The sequence below is a fragment of the Metabacillus halosaccharovorans genome, from assembly GCF_002019635.1.
In the GTDB taxonomy this organism is placed as follows: Bacteria; Bacillota; Bacilli; order Bacillales; family Bacillaceae; genus Metabacillus; species Metabacillus halosaccharovorans.
Genome location: NZ_KV917371.1, coordinates 236,334 through 256,593, shown reverse-complemented (window position 1 = coordinate 256,593; position 20,260 = coordinate 236,334). Strand labels below are relative to the sequence as shown.

The 20,260-nt window shown below is 34.6% G+C and carries 20 protein-coding genes; 13 read left to right on the top strand and 7 right to left on the bottom strand.

The genetic code is table 11. From position 1 onward, the window contains the following. Positions 1-113: 113 nt before the first annotated feature. Both odhB and BK577_RS01240 read left to right on the top strand, forming a co-directional pair. Entirely contained in the window at positions 114-1,370 is a 1,257-nt protein-coding gene (gene odhB, locus BK577_RS01245; RefSeq protein ID WP_078431251.1) for a 2-oxoglutarate dehydrogenase complex dihydrolipoyllysine-residue succinyltransferase, read from the top strand. Positions 1,371-1,656: 286 nt separating this feature from the next. Beyond that, a complete protein-coding gene (locus BK577_RS01240) occupies positions 1,657-3,003 on the top strand; it encodes a sodium-dependent transporter (RefSeq protein ID WP_078431250.1) in 1,347 nt (448 codons plus the stop codon). A gap of 71 nt (positions 3,004-3,074) precedes the next feature. Here BK577_RS01240 and BK577_RS01235 read toward each other — a convergent pair whose 3' ends face one another. Together BK577_RS01235 and shc are read right to left on the bottom strand one after the other, a co-directional pair. After that, entirely contained in the window at positions 3,075-3,977 is a 903-nt protein-coding gene (locus tag BK577_RS01235) for a superoxide dismutase (protein WP_078431249.1), read from the bottom strand. Positions 3,978-4,065: 88 nt separating this feature from the next. Continuing rightward, positions 4,066-5,958, bottom strand: a complete 1,893-nt coding sequence (shc, locus tag BK577_RS01230) for a squalene--hopene cyclase (protein ID WP_078431248.1) — start codon at positions 5,956-5,958, stop codon at positions 4,066-4,068. 253 nt (positions 5,959-6,211) lie between these two features. Here shc and BK577_RS01225 point away from each other — a divergent pair, with 253 nt between their 5' ends. The 4 genes from BK577_RS01225 (at position 6,212) to BK577_RS01210 (ending at position 9,081) form a co-directional block, all read left to right on the top strand. Further along, a complete protein-coding gene (locus tag BK577_RS01225) occupies positions 6,212-6,415 on the top strand; it encodes a DUF6501 family protein (RefSeq protein WP_026560748.1) in 204 nt (67 codons plus the stop codon). A gap of 121 nt (positions 6,416-6,536) precedes the next feature. Beyond that, complete coding sequence (locus tag BK577_RS01220) at positions 6,537-7,067, top strand: helix-turn-helix domain-containing protein (RefSeq protein WP_078431247.1); 531 nt, start codon at positions 6,537-6,539, stop codon at positions 7,065-7,067. 88 nt (positions 7,068-7,155) lie between these two features. Beyond that, positions 7,156-7,665 carry a GNAT family N-acetyltransferase gene (locus BK577_RS01215; protein WP_078431246.1) on the top strand — a complete coding sequence of 170 codons (510 nt, stop codon included), beginning with the start codon at positions 7,156-7,158 and terminating at the stop codon, positions 7,663-7,665. Between the two features lie 204 nt (positions 7,666-7,869). Beyond that, on the top strand, positions 7,870-9,081 hold the full coding sequence (locus BK577_RS01210; RefSeq protein ID WP_078431245.1) for a DHH family phosphoesterase: 1,212 nt from the start codon (positions 7,870-7,872) through the stop codon (positions 9,079-9,081). Positions 9,082-9,204: 123 nt separating this feature from the next. Here the strand turns inward: BK577_RS01210 and BK577_RS01205 are convergent, their stop codons facing one another. Continuing rightward, positions 9,205-9,654 carry a cupredoxin domain-containing protein gene (locus BK577_RS01205; protein ID WP_078431244.1) on the bottom strand — a complete coding sequence of 150 codons (450 nt, stop codon included), beginning with the start codon at positions 9,652-9,654 and terminating at the stop codon, positions 9,205-9,207. A 114-nt stretch (positions 9,655-9,768) separates the two neighbouring features. Further along, complete coding sequence (locus BK577_RS01200) at positions 9,769-10,113, bottom strand: YflT domain-containing protein (RefSeq protein WP_026560752.1); 345 nt, start codon at positions 10,111-10,113, stop codon at positions 9,769-9,771. Between the two features lie 370 nt (positions 10,114-10,483). Here BK577_RS01200 and proC point away from each other — a divergent pair, with 370 nt between their 5' ends. Then, positions 10,484-11,284 carry a pyrroline-5-carboxylate reductase gene (gene proC, locus BK577_RS01195; protein ID WP_281252532.1) on the top strand — a complete coding sequence of 267 codons (801 nt, stop codon included), beginning with the start codon at positions 10,484-10,486 and terminating at the stop codon, positions 11,282-11,284. 60 nt (positions 11,285-11,344) lie between these two features. On the opposite strand, the gene BK577_RS01190 is transcribed toward proC, so the two are convergent. From BK577_RS01190 to BK577_RS01180, 3 genes are all read right to left on the bottom strand, one after another. Beyond that, complete coding sequence (locus BK577_RS01190) at positions 11,345-11,554, bottom strand: cold-inducible protein YdjO-related protein (protein WP_026560754.1); 210 nt, start codon at positions 11,552-11,554, stop codon at positions 11,345-11,347. A 178-nt stretch (positions 11,555-11,732) separates the two neighbouring features. Beyond that, a complete protein-coding gene (locus BK577_RS01185; protein ID WP_026560755.1) occupies positions 11,733-11,915 on the bottom strand; it encodes an H-type small acid-soluble spore protein in 183 nt (60 codons plus the stop codon). 101 nt (positions 11,916-12,016) lie between these two features. Next, complete coding sequence (locus tag BK577_RS01180; protein WP_078431243.1) at positions 12,017-13,162, bottom strand: DUF418 domain-containing protein; 1,146 nt, start codon at positions 13,160-13,162, stop codon at positions 12,017-12,019. Positions 13,163-13,252: 90 nt separating this feature from the next. Between BK577_RS01180 and BK577_RS01175 the strand changes: the two genes are divergently transcribed. The 6 genes from BK577_RS01175 to BK577_RS01150 all read left to right on the top strand — a co-directional run bounded on the left by BK577_RS01175 (position 13,253) and on the right by BK577_RS01150 (position 20,260). Continuing rightward, complete coding sequence (locus BK577_RS01175) at positions 13,253-13,888, top strand: DUF421 domain-containing protein (RefSeq protein ID WP_078431242.1); 636 nt, start codon at positions 13,253-13,255, stop codon at positions 13,886-13,888. 313 nt (positions 13,889-14,201) lie between these two features. Then, positions 14,202-14,768 (top strand): hypothetical protein, encoded by a 567-nt coding sequence (locus BK577_RS01170; protein WP_078431241.1) that lies wholly within the window; start codon positions 14,202-14,204, stop codon positions 14,766-14,768. A gap of 2 nt (positions 14,769-14,770) precedes the next feature. Beyond that, positions 14,771-16,894: a tetratricopeptide repeat protein gene (locus BK577_RS01165; protein ID WP_078431240.1), complete on the top strand. Its 2,124-nt coding sequence runs from the start codon at positions 14,771-14,773 to the stop codon at positions 16,892-16,894. After that, a complete protein-coding gene (locus BK577_RS01160; protein WP_078431239.1) occupies positions 16,891-18,225 on the top strand; it encodes a phenylacetate--CoA ligase family protein in 1,335 nt (444 codons plus the stop codon). The genes BK577_RS01165 and BK577_RS01160 overlap by 4 nt, the downstream gene beginning before the upstream one ends. 11 nt (positions 18,226-18,236) lie before the next feature. Further along, positions 18,237-18,992, top strand: coding sequence for an amidohydrolase family protein (locus BK577_RS01155; RefSeq protein WP_078431238.1), 756 nt, complete (start codon positions 18,237-18,239; stop codon positions 18,990-18,992). 14 nt (positions 18,993-19,006) lie between these two features. Then, the gene (locus BK577_RS01150; RefSeq protein ID WP_078431237.1) at positions 19,007-20,260 is read left to right on the top strand and encodes a phenylacetate--CoA ligase family protein; all 1,254 of its coding nucleotides are present in this window, start codon (positions 19,007-19,009) and stop codon (positions 20,258-20,260) included.

The window sequence follows — 20,260 nt, the reverse complement described above, 5'->3', positions numbered from 1 at the left end:
TCGACTAAATTGAAAAATGCGGAACTTGCTGATGATCAATAAATCGCTTCTATTGTATATCAACTGTATGAGCGAAACTCTATATAAGCAAGTGCTCAAGGGGGAACCAACACATGGCTGAAATTAAAGTACCAGAACTAGCAGAATCTATCACTGAAGGAACAATTGCACAATGGCTTAAACAACCTGGTGATGCTGTTGAGAAAGGCGAGTATCTATTAGAAGTTGAGACAGACAAGGTAAACGTTGAATTAACTGCTGAATTTTCTGGAGTTTTAAAAGAGCTGCACAAAGAATCAGGTGATACTGTTCAAGTTGGAGAGACAATCGGAGTAATTGATGAGAGTGGAGAAACTTCTAGCTCACAACCGGAGGAAGTGAAGCAAGAAGGAAAGGCACCAGAAGCTGTACAACAAAATGAAGCAGAAGATAAAGATGAGAAAAGGCAAAGACCAATTGCTTCACCTTCAGCACGTAAACTTGCAAGAGAGCGTGGAATAGATTTACAACAAGTGCAAACAGTTGATCCTCTTGGTCGAGTAAGAAAACAGGATGTTGAGTCTTTCACGGGTCAAAATGTACCTAATCAGCAACAACAGGCTGCAACCGCAACTCCAAAAACTGCTGCACCAAAACCAGCTGCTTCTGCTCAGGAAGACGTACCTGGTAAACCGGTTGAGCGGATTAAGATGTCCAGAAGACGTCAAACAATTGCTAATCGCTTAGTGGAGGTACAACAAACTGCTGCAATGCTAACAACCTTTAATGAAGTTGATATGTCCGCTGTTATGGAGGTTCGTAAACGTAGAAAAGATAAATTCTATGAACAGCATGATGTTCGTTTAGGTTTCATGTCGTTCTTTACAAAAGCAGTAGTAGCGGCGTTAAAACAATTCCCATTATTAAATGCTGAAATTCAAGGGAACGAGATTTTAATGAAAAAGTTCTATGACATAGGTATTGCAGTATCAGCACCTGAAGGCTTGGTTGTACCTGTTGTTCGTGATGCAGATCGATTAAACTTCGCCGGGATTGAAGGGGAAATTCTAAACCTAGCAAAGAAAGCACGTGATAATAAACTAAGTTTAAGTGATCTTCAAGGTGGTACCTTTACAATTACAAATGGGGGAGTATTCGGATCACTATTATCTACCCCAATTTTAAATGGTCCACAAGTAGGGATTCTCGGTATGCATAAAATTCAATTGCGACCTGTTGCAATTGATGAAGAAAAAATGGAAAACCGCCCTATGATGTACATTGCACTTTCATATGATCATCGTATTGTTGACGGTAAAGAAGCAGTTAGCTTCCTGGCAACGGTTAAAGAATTGCTGGAAGATCCAGAATCATTATTACTAGAAGGCTAAGCTATTACAATAGGAAGGTTGGCACTGATTGAAGGGTGCCAGCCTTTTTTCATTGTATAATGGATCGGACACATAATGTCATCTTTCAAAAGCTTATATAAAAGTATTATGTCAACTTGAAAACTGAAAGAATATTTTTAAAATATAATTTAAATTATGCTAGTAAAATGTTAAAATGTAGACTTATATAATGTTTGTGATGAATTGATACTAAAAGTCATAAGAATATTCCTTTTAATAAATATATTCATTTGTAACAAACAAAGTTTGCATTAGAGGTGATGAAGTGAGTAAATCAGTCGAACAATGGTCGTCAAAAATCACGTTTATACTTGCCGCGGCAGGTTCAGCAATTGGCCTTGGGGCAATATGGAAATTTCCATATGTTGCTGGAACAAGTGGTGGGGGCGTTTTTTTCCTAATTTTTATTTTATTTACCTTATTAGTCGGATTGCCGCTCTTGCTTGGTGAATTTATTATTGGGAGGAGTACAAAAAGTGATGCGATATTAGCTTATAAACAAATTGCCCCAAATTCATCTTGGCATCTAATTGGTAGATTGGGTGTCATCACATGCTTTATTTTGCTGTCTTTTTATAGTGTTGTAGGGGGATGGATCCTCATTTATTTGGCAAAAGCTCTAACAGGTCAATTAAGCGGACTAACTGAGCAGGAGTATGGAGAATTATTTGGAGCGAGTATTTCAGATCCTTTTTTAACAGTAGTAGCACAGTTGATTTTTCTGCTTATTACGAGCTATGTAGTGTCTAAAGGAGTTTCAAACGGAATTGAAAAAGCAAGTAAATTTATGATGCCTGCCCTTTTTATTTTATTTATTTTTATCATTATTCGATCAGTTACACTAGATGGTGCTATGGAAGGGATTATCTTTTTCTTAAAGCCTGATTTTGCAAAGGTGACATCTGAAACAGTTTTATATGCAATGGGACAATCCTTCTTTGCATTAAGTGTTGGTGTTTCGGTTATGGTCACATATAGTTCTTATTTATCTAAGAATGAGAACCTCCCACAATCCGCAATATCAATAGTAGGGCTAAACCTATTAGTAGCTTTACTAGCAGGGTTAGCAATTTTTCCTGCTGTATTTTCATTCGGATTAGCACCGGATGCTGGTCCTGTTTTATTATTTAACGTACTTCCAACGGTTTTTAATCAAATGCCATTTGGTACTATTTTTTTAGTCGCCTTTTTATTATTATTTTTATTTGCAACATTAACTTCTGCTTTTTCAATGCTTGAAATTATTGTTGCACCTATATCAAAAGGGAATGAAAAGAAAAGAAAGCTATTTTCATGGGTTGTAGGCTTATGTATCTTTGCTGTAGGAATTCCGTCAGCATTATCGTATGGTGTGCTTTCAAATATAACTATATTTGGAAAGTCTATTTTTGATGCTGCTGATTTTTTGGTTAGTAATATGCTTATGCCATTAGGGGCGTTATTAATTGCGGTATTTGTTCCGTTGAAGATTACTAAAAAAGACCTGTTTGAAGAACTTCAGAATGGTTCAACTATAAGTAAAAAAATATTTACTTGTTGGTATCTTCTTTTAAAATACGTTTCTCCTATAGTTATTATTGTTGTATTTCTAGATGTACTAGGGATAATTTGATGTATGAAAAAGGGTAACTTTGAAAATGTTTTAAAGTTACCCTTGTTTTCTATAATAAGTAAAAATGGTCATTAATAGGGATTCCATTTTATTTGTTGTGCTTCATGGAAACGTCTTTCAACTTCCTTCCAATTGACAACATTCCACCAATTATCAACATATTTCTTTCGATCGTTTTTATATTGAAGATAATAAGCATGTTCCCATACGTCAAGCGTTAGAAGCGGGATAACATCCCATTGACTCAGGTTTTGGTGTTTTTCTGCTTGAAGAATTTCTAATCGTTGTGCTCGAGGTGACCAAACCAAAATAGCCCAGCCAACAGCTTCTACGTTTTTAGCTGCTTCAGAAAAATGCTGTTTGAATTGTTCAAAGCTTCCAAACGATAGGTTGATTTCCCTCATCAGCATTCCCGAAGGCTTTCCACCGCCATTAGGTGTCATGATTGACCAAAATATAGTGTGTAAGTAATGTCCGGCTCCATGGAATGCTGCTTCACGTTCCCAATGTTTAATTAATTCATAATTACCAGTTTTTCGTGCCTTTTGCATTTCTTTTTCGGCTTTATTTAATCCATCGACATAGCTTTGATGGTGTTTATCGTGATGTAAGCGCATAATCTCCTGCTGAATATATGGTTCCAATGCATCATAGGCGTATGGCAACGGAGGGAGTGTATGACCTCCTATAGGCACAGGTTTCTTCTGATTTTGTATTCGCTCATTCTCCTGACGCTCTTCAGAGTCAAAATATGTTTCAAATTGGGTAAATAATTCGTCTGCACGTTGATAAACATCTTTAGGGTCCAAGTCTGATGTTTCATTAAGTTCATATTGCAGGTGTAAAAGTTCATTTTTCCATGATTCTAAACTCGTTACATCATGTTTGCGTCTTAAATCCTGAATTGAGTCATCGTAACTCTTTAAAATATCATTACACCATTTTTTCATTGATGTCATGTATTGCTCTGACATGTTAAATCGCCTCCTAGACAGCAGTCCTAGACAATATATGCAAAAAAATTGAAAGGGTTGATTTTTTTCTTTGTCATTACCATTGTGGTTAGGAACTTACATTAGAATTAGTAATTATTTTTTTTCTATAATGTGCCAAGGCTAATAGGGGAAATATATCATTATAGCTATGATAATGGATATAAAATTGTCCTGGTAGCCCTATACCGGTGGGATAAGTTAGCGCAGTTTGTGAAAAGGAAGAAGGATCGAGTAAATGAGCGATTCCTTTTTGTACAGATTCATTTTTGTGTGCATTACTTTGTATCAAAGCATCTAGAGCCCAAGAAGTTTGAGATGGTGTACTATATAGAAGTGGTGTATATTTTTTCTGGATACTGCTTATACAGGATTCTCCCCAACCACCAGTATCAAGCTGAACGGATTCCAACCAATGAATCGCCTTTTGTATAACAGGTGAATTAACTGATACTCCGACAGATATCATTCCAGTAACAGCAGCCCATGTACCGTATATGTAACAAACACCCCATCTGCCATACCAGGAACCATTTCTCTCTTGATTGTTTTCCAACCATTGAATTGCAGCTTTAATGCTTGGATGTTGTTTAGAAAGTCCTGCATAAGTACCTAAAAACTCAAGTGTTCTGCCGGTTAAGTCAGGTGTTGATGGATCAATAGCAGCGTCCTTTGCGTTTTCTAGGGGGATGAGAGTAAGTAATTCCAGGTCGGTGTTTTTTTCAAAAGCTCCCCAACCTCCGTCTGCATTTTGCATAGAAAGAAGGTAGGTTACACCTCTGTACCAAGCATTTCGGACTCTATCGTTTAATATAGCTGTACGGGTTATAGCGCGCAAAACTACAGATGTATCATCATTATCAGGGATCATCGTGTTATTATGGGAAAAACCCCAACCTCCTGGTGCAACATTGGGATTATGAATCTTCCAATCTCCTTTTTTTGTATGTTGTTTAGAAAGTAGAAAAGAAGTAGCTTGTTGAATGATCTTTTCTTGATTAGAGACTTTCGCTTCCTGTAATGCATAACTTAGTAAAGCGGTATCCCATACAGTTGATGTTGAGTTTTCTAAATGAATTCCATTACATGAAGTAGAAACTAATTGTTTTAAACCGTTTATAGCATTGACGATCGTTGGTGAGTTTTTACTATACCCAAGTGAAAGAAGGGCAAAAATCATAAAAAAAGTTGCGCTTGCATAACTGTATAAAGTACCATCTTCCTCTATTCTTTTTAACATATATCTCTCAGCACGCTGATAGCCTAGACGATGCAAATATTCTGGTAGTGTTAATAGTTTTTTCATGTCATTCATAAATAGTGAGTGAGAGCGGTAATGATTTAGTAGGTGCTGTGGAGAAGGTTGTCTGTACAGTTGGCTTAATACAGGAGTATAGGCAGATTTTAATGTGAACTTTTTGTTTGCAGCCACCATCATAGGGATAAAGTGAATTCTTGCATAAGCACTAAATTGGTAGAAGTTAAAAGGGAACCTTTCTGGAATAAGCAGAAATGTCATAGGTACATAGAAGAGTGTTGGCCATGGGTAAAGTCCGTTGACAGCAAGCATCCATTTGGTCATAAAATGCGCATTGTTTAAACCACCTTTTTCTTTTATAAAATGTTCAGTTTTTTTTAAAGCAGGATGATCCTGAGATAAAAAGCCAGAGAATAATAATGCACAATAAGCCTGTATCGATACAGATAAATTACCACCTTCTTCGTCAGGATAAGCTTTCCAGGTCCCTTCTTTGGATTGGGTTAAAAGTAATCGTTCTGTCAAATTCTTTATTAAACTTTCCTCATTTTTAATGTCTAATGCCCTGAGTGTAATAATCATAAAGGCATCAGTCATTAATCCACCTTCAAAACAATATTTCCATGACCCGTCACTATTTTGTGTATTTTTTAACTTATCTACAAAAGAATAAATGAATTGATCAAGTTTGTTGTTTGTAAGCATATTTATTCTTCACCTCATCATAGGCTATGCGGGGGGCTAGTTGTATATGTGTGATGAAATGTGATATGTAGCAATGTATTATTATAGAGTGAAACCATTGCTATTATGTATAACACACTCAATCTCTATGTTTCAATAATAATACGTTCTCTAGAAAAGAGCATACTTTAATAAATTAGTTTTCTTGCATTGATTGGCATTTTAGAAAGAATCGGATAGAATATAACATATGAATGTGAAAGGTGGATTTGCTTTGATACATAAAACATGGCAGGAATCAAAGGCATTAAAAAAAGTAAAATGCGTTCATACAAACGCAGCAAAATACATGGTTGACCGTGCACTTACTGCAGGGAAAGAGTATGATGTTCAAAACGAAACAGAGGAATTTTACTTTGTTATTGACAATACTGGCAAGGTTGGCGGCTACTATAAAGATTATTTTGAAAATGCATAACGTTGAAAAAGGAATGGGAAAAACAGTCCATTCCTTTTTTTGTTTTCTCACCTCAGATTGACATACCTCTCATTATTATTATAATTGATAATAATAATTGAAGTGGGGAGAGATTAAAGTATTGAATTCAAAAGCAAAGCTAATTCTTCATCCAGTGCGAATGAAAATTGTACAAACATTAATTGGAAGAAAAGAGTTGAATGTCCAGCAAATCCAAGCAAGATTAACTGAAGTTCCTCAGGCCACTTTATATCGCCATCTAAATAAACTTTTAGAAGGAAATGTGATTCAGGTTGTTAAGGAAAATCAAATTCGAGGAACGGTTGAAAAATTTTACGCTTTAAATGAACAAGAACAATCAGCAACAGGAGATATTCAAAAATTAAACCGTGATGAACATTTACATTTATTTTTAACTTTTATGACACATATATTAGGTCAATATGAAGCCTATTTACAACAAGATGAAATTGATTTAGTTAAAGATGGGGTTAGCTTTAGGCAAGCAATGATATATTTATCAGATCAAGAATTTCAGGAATTTATCGCTGAAATGTCAGAAGTCTTTTTAAAAGTTATCAATAATGAACCATCTAATGAAAGAAAGGCAAGGAATATTTCTACTATTTTCATCCCTGATGCAAAAAAATAGTATGATCTAATAAAGATTTTCAATTATAATAAGATAATAAAATAGCTATCCATGATGAACATTTGTACATAGAAAGGGAAATGACAAGATGTGTGATCAAACATATATAATCAGAGATGCAAACATTGAAGATCTTCCACAAATAGTTGAAATTTATAATACATCCATACCCGGTAAACTTGCAACAGCAGATCTGGAAGAGGTAACAGTTGAAAGCAGGTTAGCTTGGTTTCATGAACATAACACACACCAAAGGCCTTTGTGGGTTATAGAAGAAGATCAAGGTATTGTTGGTTGGTTAAGTTTTCAATCCTTTTATGGAAGACCAGCTTATAATGCGACAGCAGAGGTTAGTATTTATCTAGATCCAGTCATACATGGTAAGGGCTATGCTCGTATTTTAATGGATAAAGCAATTTCAGAATGTCCTAATCTAGGGATAAAAACATTGTTAGCATTTGTATTTGGTCATAATGCACCAAGTATCAAGCTTTTTGAACATTATTCATTTGAGAGATGGGCACATCTTCCGAAAATCGCTAATATGGAAGGCGTGGAGAGAGACTTAGTCATTTTAGGAAAAAGAATTATTGAATAACACTAAAAATATAAAATCTCTCAGAAAGGATACAAATCGTTATTTTGTATCCTTTTTGTTCGTTAACAAAGGAAAACGTATCTGAAGAGTAGGAGGAACTAATAAATTAGACAAAACAAGTGTATTGCTATTTGAATAGTTAAGCCGTTAAGACACATACTTCATATAGGAAAGAAAATGTCAAAGGATAGAGAAGGTGGACTCATGCGATATATTTTATTAACACACAATGATTTGGATGGTGTCAGTTGTGGGATTCTTGCAAAACTGGCTTTTGGTGAATTTGTAGATGTCCATTACCATTCAGTAAATAGCCTTGATTATCATATAGAGCAATTAATGAAAGAACAAACTGACAGAAATTTTTCATGTAAAATATATATAACTGATTTGTCCGTTAATAAGGACAATGAGATGAGATTAAAAAAATATGCTCAAAGAGGAGGACTTGTTCAATTAATAGATCATCATAAGACAGCCTTGCATTTTAACGAATATGAGTGGGGAGATGTCAGTGTAGAGGAATCAATAGGTAAGCTTGCATCTGCAACTTCATTATTTTATTCACACCTTCAAAAACAGAATCTCCTTAAAGAACGTTCTTCTCTCAGTGAATATGTTGAACTGGTCAGACAGTATGATACCTGGGAATGGGAGAGAAAGAAAAATATTCATGCAAAACATTTAAATGACCTTTTATTTTTACAATCTATTGAAGAGTTTGAACAAAGTATGGTTGAGCGTCTTACTATAGAAGAGTCTTTTTCCTTTAATGAGTTTGAAGAAAAATTGTTGAATATTGAAGATAAGAAAACAGAGCGATACATAAAAAGAAAGAAAAGGGAATTGGTACAAACCTTTATTGGTGACAAATGTATCGGAGTCGTTCATGCAGAATCATATCACTCAGAACTAGGAAATGAGCTTGGAAAGGAACATCCGCATCTTGATTGTATTGCCATTGTTAATATGGGGAATAAAAAATTGGGATTTCGAACAATTCATGATCATATTGACGTATCTGAAATTGCCGCACAATACGGAGGGGGAGGACATGCAAAAGCAGCAGGTTGTTCATTAACACCAGAAGGATATCATGAGTTTGTTGATAAAACATTCTCTTTAAAGTCCTTAAGAATGGATCATTCTCATAATAAAATGAATTTGAAACAGCAATGTGCTCATTATGAAAATTTTGATAAGAAACGTTTTTTATTATATAAAAATAAAGGAAATAAATGGAAGGTAGAAAAAGATCATCATTTACTACCAGATGACTTTTCAACTTTTGAAGAGGCTGAAAGATTTATAAAAAGAACATACTCTGCATATCTTTCAAAAGACGACATGCTGATTCAGTATTTAATCGACTCCAATGATTCAAAACAAAAAAAACAGACAAAAAGCAAAGCGTGATATCCCGCTTTGCTTCTAAATTAAAAGAATCGTTACAATATGCATGATACTATATGAGTTAATTCTAAAATGAACCATTATAATATCATATTATAAATTTATAAAAATGAATGTACCTATTAATTAATCAACGACAAGATAAGCAATCATAGGAGGAACCTCATTATGACCTTCATGTGTGTGTATGTCACAAATTAGACGATAAGTGCCTTCTGTCGTAAAGTTAAGAGGAATCACAGTTTCTTCACCCTTTTTAACTGTGCCTTTTATATCTGTTCCTTCAATATAAAAAGGATGCTCCTCTCCATTTACACCAAAAATCTTTAAGGTAACATCTTGACCTTTTGGAATCATGATGGTACCCGGATCCCAACGATAAGCCTCCAGTTTTTTACCATCAGCTGTTGTTGTAGAAAATTCACCAGTGACCATATTAATTGTAATTTCTTCATTAGATGTTTGGGTACTTTGGAACGTTGGGACTGTTTCGGTTGTTAAAAAATATAAACTTCCCATTAAGATAGCGGCTACAACAAAAAATATCCATTTTTTTCGTATAAAAACAAACCTCATATTTACCCTCCTAATAGCATGTCTACCTTATTTATATGAGAGGGTAGGATGAAACTTGTCTAATTTTTCATATTAAAAAAGGATGTGCCCTTTCGGCCATCCTCTCAATTTATCTTATACAAGTTGATATTGCTCGGGATTCTTAATAATTAAAAGGGCTTTCCCTTGATCAAGTTTTTCCTCATACATTTCGGCTTCAGCTGTTGAAAATCCTAATTCATGAAGTTTGTTTCGTATTTCATCACCTTTTTTAACGAATAGGTTTTCTAGTGTTTTTGTCAAGCCGGTTTCTTCTACACCAATTAAATTCGTATCTGCTTTATCTGAGATTCTTTCAGTCCGGTCGTCATCATGTGTTAAAACATAGAGATCAGTAGCTTGTACACCTTTACTTTTTAACATATTCACAGCTTGCTCTAAATTTTCTTCATTTTGAAATTCTTCTATATATGGTTTCATAAGTTTATTTCCTCCTTAAACTTTTAATTTTATAGTATTCAATATCACGAATTGGGGTTCATTAAACACTTATAGTTTGAAATAGTCTTTTCCTCCTATTTAAAAAATTTATGGTTATTAGAAGATTTCTCTTTCTATTTATTTTAGTTTGTGGTATATTAATTGAGCGATGAGCTGAATTGTGTAAGTCGAATAACATGCCGGAAGGCTAAATGCACGATGTGGCGTGCAGTTTTTCGCCTCAATACGCAAGACGTCTATTTATAGACGTCTTTTTATTTTTTCAATTTTTGGCAACTTGAAACTTTCAAATGACGATATTAGGTTTAATAATAACAAATGATATGAAAAGAAAGTGAGGCAGTTTTTTTTGAAAAATTCTATTTTGTTTATTGGGGCAGGCAGAATGGCAGAAGCGATCATTGCAGGTTTAACGACAAGCAGCCGCGAACAAATAAATTCAATTTATGTTTCGAATCAGAAGAGTGTTGAACGACTGAAAGAATTGGCAATGAAATATCAAATCCAACCAATCGAGACATTCGATGACATTATTGATAAAGTGGATCTGATCGTACTAGCGATTCCGCCTTCAGAACATGAAGTAGTTCTTAATAAATTAAGCCCTTACATTACTTCGCAATTTGTTGTAACGGTAGCAGCGGGAATAAGTCCCTCATTTATGGAGAAATTCCTTCCGGAAAGAACGGCTGTTGGTTGGATTATGCCAAATACTGCTGCAATGGTTGGTCATTCTATTTCTTTATATACATATGGAACATTTGCAAGTGAAAAGAATCATGTTCAAATGGAGTTATTGGTCAACTCAATTGGAACCTCACAATATTGCTCAGAAGAAGAGATTCACAATTTAACAGCGATTACCGGTAGTGCACCAGCTTTTTTTTACTTATTTGTTGAAGCTTTAATTGAACAAACAAAAAGGTACAATGTTTCAAAAGATACAGCGCAAAAATTGGTGAAAGAAATGGTAAATGGCTCTGTAGAGATGTTAAAAGGAGATTACTCTCCAAAGGAATTGAGGGAACAGGTAACAACACCTGGTGGAGCAACAGCAGAAGGAATAAACGTATTAACAAACGGTAACTTTGTTGACTTACTTCAACAAGCTGTTATTGCAACTAATAAGAAGGCAAAAGGTGAGAACTAAAAAGAAAAATCCCATGTATTGAACATGGGATTCTGCTTTAAAATATTGTTGATAATGAAATTATTCCTTTTTCTGGCTTACTGCTGAAAAGTTTTCCAATACAGGTAATGTACGCTCGTCTTCAACCATTGCGTGTCCACATAAAGGACAGTCCGGATTTTCGTTCGATTTAAAATTATCACGCATCCACCCGTTACAATCATCTGAACCACAAGTCCATATTTTTAAGTTAACCTCTGGTGGCTTTTCGACTTGTTGTTGAAATCTCATATCAACACATCCTTCAGTAAGGAGATTTAGTACTACATACATTATACACATTTTCTCTAACAATATGTATAACTGTTAACTAATTCCTTTTATTTCGTTGGTGATTTTAATAAAAGTAATAAAAGATATGTCTGACGATCTCTACAAAAATTTATAAAGAAGTCAGACAGATAAGGCTTTAATCCATTTCTTTAAGTTCTGCGACACTTACTTGAGTTCTTTCTTCAAGTGGTCCTCTAAGATGACAAGTTACCATCTCCTGATCTTCATGCAATTCGTCAATCCAGACAGAAGTACCGTTATACATGACTTTTATATCTGCAGAAGATGATAAAATCTGCTTTACACGATTAATATCCAATTCAAATACCTCCTAAAAATAATCATTTTATTTTTAACTGTATGATTTATTTTTATACATATAAAGGTAAATATAATCAATCCTGCCATAAATTAGTGTATTTACTTCTCAGTATTCTTTATAAAAGGGCTAAACTTTTTTATTGAAAAGGATCGCCAAATCCATTCGATCGGACCTTGGTGAAAATAAGCCAGCCAATATTTACTAACAATTAGTTGGATAAGAAAAAAAAGGATAGTTATTATAAACCCTTCACTCAAACTTATATTGTTATAAAGATCAAAAATACGAAAGAAGCTGATTAGAAATATAGATTGGAAAAGGTAATTTGATAATGACATCCTTCCAACATAACGGAGAGGATATAGAACTTTCTTAACAAATTGGTGATCAAAAAAGATGTAAATACTTGTTATATACAATATAGTTAAACCTATTCCACTTAAACTTGACAACAAATATAAAGTGTCAGGCAAAAAAATATGTGCCAATAAACTCAAGCTAAGAAAAACAGGAGCAACAATTAAACTGATTTTCCACCATAATTTAACCCTGATTAAATTTAATGGGGTTCTTTCGTATATGCCTTCTTTCCCTATGTATAACCCTAATAAAAACCATGCAAGCACCGGAACAAAAATGAATGGGAATTGTAACAAAACAGGAATGACTTCAATATTTATCCTATACAAAACCCATTCAAAGTAAGAACCTTGCTTATAAATTGAAAGATAGGTTGAAAGCATGTTGGAATACTCATTTTTTCCAATTGTAAAGGTTGGTAAATAAGAATTCCAGCTAATAAATACATGATAAACCGCTAATAATGCAATTCCCCAATATAAAATCGATTTACTGGAAACTTGATAAAATAACAGTAACAAGATGCTGGTTAAAGCATAAACGTGAAGAATATCTCCATACCAAACAAAAATAAGGTGTATCAATCCAATTAAAAATAGAATCATCATTCTTCTAGTATATAAAATTACATGGAATCCCTTCCGTAAAAATAGATAAAAGCTTAAACCGAATAACAATGAAAAAATGGGATAAAACTTCATTTGGATAAATGTTTGATAAAAAATATGGATGATTTTATCAACCCCTTTTACATTAGGGGTTATCCCGTATAATGATTGGATAAATGCTGGAGAATAATAGCTTTTCATATTTATAAAGAGAATGCCCAAAAGAGCAAATCCCCGGATCACATCAATCAACACGATTCGTTCTTGTGCTTTCATATTTTTCCCTTTCTTTCCTATTTTGGCATAAAAAATAAACTTCCACAGATGATAATAATAATTACCTTTGTATAGGAGGCTCTTAAATATATGGATTTGAACTTGATATGGAAAAGTGTTGTGATTGTCATAGGTGGTACGATCCTGTTAAGAGTTGCAGGTCGAAAGTCAATTTCTCAAATGACTCTTTCACAAGTTGTCATTATGATTGGAATTGGATCTTTGCTTGTGCAGCCATTAGTCGGAAAAAATGTATGGTCTACATTAATTGTAGGTTTTACTTTGGTTGTTACCTTAGTTATTGGTGAATATAGTCAGATAAAATCTGATAAGCTTGAAAAATTCATTTCGGGAAAATCAAAAGTGTTAATAGATAATGGTAAATTGCAAACTGATCAATTAAAAAAGTTGCGTTTATCTGTTGATTTGTTAGAAATGAAATTAAGGCAATCAAGTGTTACTAATATGAATGATGTTCAATATGCAACTTTAGAACCGAATGGTCAGGTTGGGTTTGAATTAAAGGAAAATAAAAAACCTGCAACGAAAGAAGATATTACGTTTATCATGGAAGAAATCCAACAACTAAAACAAATGATGGGAATCTATCCGCTTAGAACAGCTACAAATACACAACAAGAACAACCATCTTCATCGGCTACGACATTATTTACCGAGGTTGTGAAAAATAAAAATAATCCCCAACCACCTCAAGAATTACAGTAATATCACAACGTACTGGCTATATTTTATCACGAAAAATCTACCAATCAGAAGAATTGGTAGGTTTTTTAGTTTAATCTCCAAATAATGTAATATCTGCAAAAGTTCAAATGACCAAAAATAGGTAGTAATAGACTACTTAATCAATAAAATCAAAAAACACGATTTGTATACGCTTCCATTTTAGTCGCTATCATCAAATATCTTCATTTCCATTTTCGTCTATCACTTTACGATGACCGTCACATAAGTTGTATATGTACTCAGAAAAGAGTCAACTAGCAAATAGTATACGAACCAAAGGAGGTGGCAGGGATTGGCGTATAGTAAAGGAGATTGGAAAAAAGAGTTTCAAGAAGCAATCCAACTTCATCAACAAGCCATAGATGGTGATAAGCAAGCAGCGAAGAAAGCCTATGAAATATTAAAAAAAGTAAAATTAAAAACTGCTAATCATGCACTTATTGAAGCCTATTATGGTAGTTCATCCGCTTTAATTGCAAGAGACCATCCAGATTTAATAGAAAAAATGAATCTTGCAAAGAGAGGATTAAAAGTTCTTGATCAAGCTGTCAAAACAGAGCCGAGTAATAGTGAAATTAGAGTGTTAAGAGGTAATGTTGCATTTCGACTTCCGGAAACGTATTTTAAAAAAACAAAAACAGCAATTGAGGATTTTCAATTCCTTATTAAAGAATATGAAGATAAAAGGAACAACATTTCAAAGGAGCAATACAGTGAGTTACTATTGAATTTAGGTATTGCCTATAAAACCTTAGGAGACAATCAAAATGCTGAAAATATCTGGGGGAAACTCCTTAAGATGAACAATAGTAAATATAAAAAATTAATTGAAAAAGCAAGAAAGAACGGAGGTGAATAGAGTTGCTTTATAATAAAAAAAATGCAGAACTATTAAGAAAGCTAGCAAGGGGAAACGGTTTTTTGCCCAGTTCTAATAAACAGTTTTTGAATAATTTGCCTATCCCAAATAGTATTTTGGAAATGTCTAATAAAACAACAGAAAGTATTATTAATCACTTGTTGGAAGCTAGAAAAACAGAAAAAAATCTTCCCTCAAACCAAAGTAAAGAGAAAAAGAATAAAGTAGAACAAAAACAAAAATTAAAAAACACTTATGACGAGAGGGATAAAAAGTCAACATATGTACCGAATCTTCCTAAGAATAGGAATGTAAAAGGAAAAACACCCCCTCAAAACTATAACGAATCTTCAAAGAGAGAAAAAGAACTTGTAATAAAAAAAGCTGAGAGCAAACCAACTACCATCAAAAATGTTGCAGAAGCAGAATCAAATGTATCAAGAAATCTATCACCATTAGAAGAAGCAATAAAAAACCATGATGATGGAATAAAAGGAAATAAACTCTCTGTAAAAAAGGCATATACAGCCTTAAAAGACTTACACGAGAAGCACCCAAACGACCTTAATATAAAATCCTACTTCGGAAGTGCAACAACGCTACTAGCAAGAGATGCAAGCAGTGTTACGGATAAAATGAAATATGCATTAGAGGGTTTAAAGCAATTAGATCAAGTAGTGGAAAGGAATCCGGACTTTATTATTGCAAGAATTTTAAGAGGAAACGTATCCTATCGTTTGCCGGAATTATATTTTCAACGTACAGCGACAGCAATTGAGGATTTTCGGTATCTTATAGAAGCTTATGAATCTAACAACTCAATTTTATCAGAGAGAGAGTATGTTGAGATTTTAAAAAATTTAGTTGGGGCTTTTACACGTCTTAATCAACATGAAAATGCGCAAAACTATCAAGAAAAATTAAAAGCATTCAAACAAACTGATAACACTATAGCCAATACTGAAACTCGATCTCAAATGATGAGTAGTGTAGATGAGACAACTGGAGAAGGATTAACAGAGGAAGCAAAAAACTTTTATCTAAATGCTCTTAATGGTGGGCAAAAAGAAGTGAAAGAGGCACTATCATTTTTTGAAGTATTTGTGTTAACGAATACCGCTCCAGAAGTAGAAATGACCTATATTGATCTTCAATCAATGATAGGGAGAGATTCTATTAACACCTATGAAATGTTTGGCTCTGCTATAAAGTCTATGAAAGCTATGGATAATCTCATAAATGAACACCCCACTATAAGTGAACTTCGATTAATCCGGGCAAGACATAGTTTGCGCTTACCGGAGATGTTTTTTAGAAGAGCTGCTATTGCAGTCAGCGATATAGAAATGCTATTAAAAGATACAACCTTTATTGATGAAGCCGAGCTGGAGGTTCACCACCAATTGCTATTTGATTTAGGGAACGCATATGAAAAGCTGGAGATGCTTGAAAATGCTCAGGAAATCTGGAATAAATTATTGAAAATGCAACCAAGTGAGGAACTGAAAAATAGAATACAAGAAAAAATAGATGTTCATTCATATAAAGAAATTGACATCCGGATCTTCTCGGTTTACTCCCAAGAGAAAATGTACAGCAAAGCAAAAGAAATTCATTTAGTGGGAGCGAAAGGTAGTCGTATCGCTGCAAAGCAAAGTTTGGAAGTGTGGGAACTAGCGAGAAGCAGATTTCCAAATTGTGAAATTGCGAACACCTATTATGCTGCCTCTGTAGCTTTAATGGGTAAATATGCCAGTGATCCACAGGAAATGTTTGGAGAAACGATAAAGGCATTAAAGTTGTTAAAAACATCTATTAAATCCAATAATCCTGAATTGAAGTATTTGCGTGGATGTATCTATTACAATTTACCTGAAGGTTTCTTCCATTCAAGTGACAAAGCAGTAAGGGATTTTAAAGCTGTTAAATTAGCATATGAACAAAACAGTGAGAACCCCCCAATCACACAAGAACAATATGTAAAACTGCTTTATGATTTAGGTCATCTCTACAAAAAAACTAGTTTTGTAGATAAGGCTTTGAAAACATGGAAAACTCTTATAAATGAAGCCCCACAATCACATTATGCTCAGCAAGTAGCAAGCCAGGTAGGTGAAGAAATATGAGCTCTTTATTTGAAAAAAAATTAAAGAAGTTACGAACGCCTTTAACGATCAAACGCTTCTTTAATGGATCGGTTCATCCAGATAAAATGTCTCAACAGCAGATTGAGACCTATCATGTTGAATCATTAAAACAAATTGTCAAAAAAGCATATGAAAAAAATGAGTTTTACCGTCAGAAACTAGATGAAGCAAACGTGAAACCAGGTCATATAAAAAAGCTAAGTGATTTAAGTAAGCTACCATTTTTAACAAAAGATGAATTAAGAGGAAAACCTTATATTTTATTAACTTGTGATAAAAAAGACATTGCTCTTGTGCAAGTATCAACAGGCACAACAGGTGGAGAAGAAATCTATATGATGTACACCTGGAATGATTACTATTTACACGATCTTGCTCCCAGATATCCGGAATTATTTGAGGTCAACCCCGGAGATGTTTGTTTAAATGCACTACCATATGAAATGAGTGCAGCAGGTTTAGCTTTTCATAAAACGTTCATGGAAGGCTGTGAAGCAACGGTTATCCCTGCAGGTAAAGGTGGAGCTTATTCAACACCGAAGAAGACGCTAAAAATGATAAAAGATCTTAAGCCCAATGTCGTTATAACTACTCCATCATGGGCTATGTTACTTGCTGAAGAAGCAACTGAGCAGGACTTTAATTTGCAAAGTTTGCAATTAAAAAAACTTTGGATTACGGGTGAAGGATGTTCTCCTGCATTTCGTCAAAGATTAGAAAACCTTTGGGGAGCTACCGCTAACTTCTTTTATGGAAGTCTTGAATGCGGAGTTCTTGGGATTGAATGTGATCACCACGATGGATACCACCTTGCCCAAGCACATGCTATTGTCGAGATTGTTGATCCAAAAACAGGTGAACCACTCGACGAAGGAGAAATTGGCGAGATTGTTGTAACTAGTGCTCTTCGTTATGATACGCCAATACTTCGTTTCCGTACAGGTGATCTTGGCTATATTGAGTCGGAAAGCTGTCCATGTGGAGTTACAATGCCAAAATTCTATCTTCGAGGAAGGGTAGTAGATCAAATTAAGTACAATGGAACCTCTCTGTCCCCATTTTATCTTGAGGAGTTTTTAATGCGCGAGCCTGAAATAGGAAACTGGTTTGAATTTGTATTAACTCGCGATGGTGATAATGACGCCATTCATGTGCGCTGTGAACTGGCCGAAGGAATTGAAGCATCAGAACATTTAGCTGATTCTCTAGCTAGTAAACTTGAATTTGCTTCAGGAATACCATTTGAATTGGAATTTGTTGATAAGCTTCCACGGCCACAAGGAAAAACAGTTCGTGTTGTTTATGAATAGGGGGTGGAAATATGATTATCGATGCGCATACACATCTTTCAAATACCGAATATGGAAACACGGAAACGTATTTGAAATTGATGAAAGAGGCAGGGATTGATGAGGCAGTAGCTGTACCAGGTGCAATGCTGGATGTCCGAAAAATGACGGAATATATTACAGGACGTTCAAAACCGGATAATCCGGTTCCCGACAATTTATATGTTGAAAAAGCATCCAAAGCAAATCAACAAATTCATGGATTTATTTGTCTTAATCCGCATGATAAAGATGTTCTTTCTCAATTGGAAAGCGGAAAAAAACAAGGGTTTAAAGGCTTAAAGTTATCTCCGTTATCACATCAGTTTTCCTTTGCATCCAAGGGAGTAACAGGTTTAGCTGAATTATGTGGAAATTATGGGTTTCCAGTTTATTCGCACGTCGTTTACAGTCCGGGCGCTTCGACAGCAAAATTTGTTCAATTAGCAAAACAATTTCCAAAAACTAATTTTATTATTGGACATATGGGATTTGGTCCTGCTGATCAAGAGGCACTTGAAGCTGCAGCAGTTATGAAGAACTTTTATTTAGAAACGTCAACAGGAAATTATCTTCACATTCAAGAATCAGTAAAAAAAATCGGCTCATCAAAAGTGATTTTTGGATCAGAATACCCGTTATCACACCCCGGAATTGAACTTGAGAAAGTGTTAAAGCTCAATATCAGTGACCGGGAGCGGGAAGAAATTTTAAGCCAAAATATTAAACATTTATTACAAATGAAATAGAGGTGTGTTTGTAGATGAACACACAGAAGAAGATCAATGCTATAAATGAAATCCTAACCTATGCCAAAACATCTCCATATTACTCTAAACGCATTCAAATCCCACTACTGCATTCTCTTTATGATTTAAAAACAATCCCGTTAACGACGAAAGCTGATCTTAGAGAACAATCACCTTTTGGTTTACTGCCTGATTCTAATATGTTGTTATCTCAATACCATGAATCTTCCGGAACAACCGGAACACCTGTTTCGGTATGGTATTCGGAGACTGATCTTGACGAAATTGCTAGAGGTATTACAAGCTGTGGAGTCAATTTTAACCACAATGACCGAGTTCTCATCCGCTTTCCATATGCACTATCAACAATATCTCATTTTATGCACCGGTCTGTTCAAATGCAGAGTGGATGTGTAATTCCTGCAGATAGTCGTACAACTGTTACACCTATGCCAAAAGTGATAGATCTGATGAAAAGATTAAATATAACGGTCCTTGCGTGTATTTCATTACAGGCTATTATGCTGGCGGAAATGGCAGAAATGCAAGGTCTTGAACCTAAAAGAGATTTTCCTTTTTTAAGAGCAATATGTACAGCAGGTGAACCATTAACACCTTATCGCAGGAAGTTAATTGAAGATATCTGGGGTGTGCCAGTGTTTGATAACTATGGTATGACAGAGGTCGGCACAGCAATGGTTGATTGTACTCAACAGCATCTTCACATGTTTGAAGACTATTTTCATGTTGAAATTTTAAACGATGATTTTGAAACTGATGTAAAACCTGGTGAATGTGGAAATCTTGTCATTACAACGCTTCGTAAAAGAGCTACACCTTTGATTCGGTATGCAACAGGAGATATTGTTCAGGAGATAAACAGCTCTTGTTCATGTGGTAGAGGTCGTTCATTTGTCATTAGAGGCAGAAAAGAAAACCTGATAACAATTGAGTCAGTTTCATTTGACCTGTACGAAATAGAGAAGATGATCGCTCCATTACCTGCAAGGCGCTTTTGGTCTGCAGGAAAGATTACCAATACACTCTATCTATTTATTGAAAAGGAGTCTAGTACTGATACGATTCATGTGAATGATATTGAAAAGTTGAAGAAGATGTATGGGGTCAACATCTCTATTATCCTTTTAGATAAAGGAACCTTGTACGATAGGACAGATGATGTTTCCTTCGGAATGAAAGGGAAGCCCCGTTACTTTTTAACTGACCAAGAAACAGTAAATTTATTAAACAAAATTAAAACTAATTAG

Excerpts from the sequence above, each read along its gene's own strand:
- BK577_RS01175 (WP_078431242.1), top strand. The coding sequence starts at position 13,253 with ATGGATTTGAACTTGATATGGAAAAGTGTTGTGATTGTCATAGGTGGT.
- BK577_RS01235 (WP_078431249.1), bottom strand. The coding sequence starts at position 3,977 with ATGTCAGAGCAATACATGACATCAATGAAAAAATGGTGTAATGATATT.
- BK577_RS01205 (WP_078431244.1), bottom strand. The coding sequence starts at position 9,654 with ATGAGGTTTGTTTTTATACGAAAAAAATGGATATTTTTTGTTGTAGCC.
- BK577_RS01200 (WP_026560752.1), bottom strand. The coding sequence starts at position 10,113 with ATGAAACCATATATAGAAGAATTTCAAAATGAAGAAAATTTAGAGCAA.
- BK577_RS01210 (WP_078431245.1), top strand. The coding sequence starts at position 7,870 with ATGCGATATATTTTATTAACACACAATGATTTGGATGGTGTCAGTTGT.
- BK577_RS01150 (WP_078431237.1), top strand. The coding sequence starts at position 19,007 with ATGAACACACAGAAGAAGATCAATGCTATAAATGAAATCCTAACCTAT.
- BK577_RS01160 (WP_078431239.1), top strand. The coding sequence starts at position 16,891 with ATGAGCTCTTTATTTGAAAAAAAATTAAAGAAGTTACGAACGCCTTTA.
- shc (WP_078431248.1), bottom strand. The coding sequence starts at position 5,958 with ATGCTTACAAACAACAAACTTGATCAATTCATTTATTCTTTTGTAGAT.
- BK577_RS01215 (WP_078431246.1), top strand. The coding sequence starts at position 7,156 with ATGTGTGATCAAACATATATAATCAGAGATGCAAACATTGAAGATCTT.
- BK577_RS01155 (WP_078431238.1), top strand. The coding sequence starts at position 18,237 with ATGATTATCGATGCGCATACACATCTTTCAAATACCGAATATGGAAAC.
- BK577_RS01190 (WP_026560754.1), bottom strand. The coding sequence starts at position 11,554 with ATGAGATTTCAACAACAAGTCGAAAAGCCACCAGAGGTTAACTTAAAA.
- BK577_RS01180 (WP_078431243.1), bottom strand. The coding sequence starts at position 13,162 with ATGAAAGCACAAGAACGAATCGTGTTGATTGATGTGATCCGGGGATTT.
- odhB (WP_078431251.1), top strand. The coding sequence starts at position 114 with ATGGCTGAAATTAAAGTACCAGAACTAGCAGAATCTATCACTGAAGGA.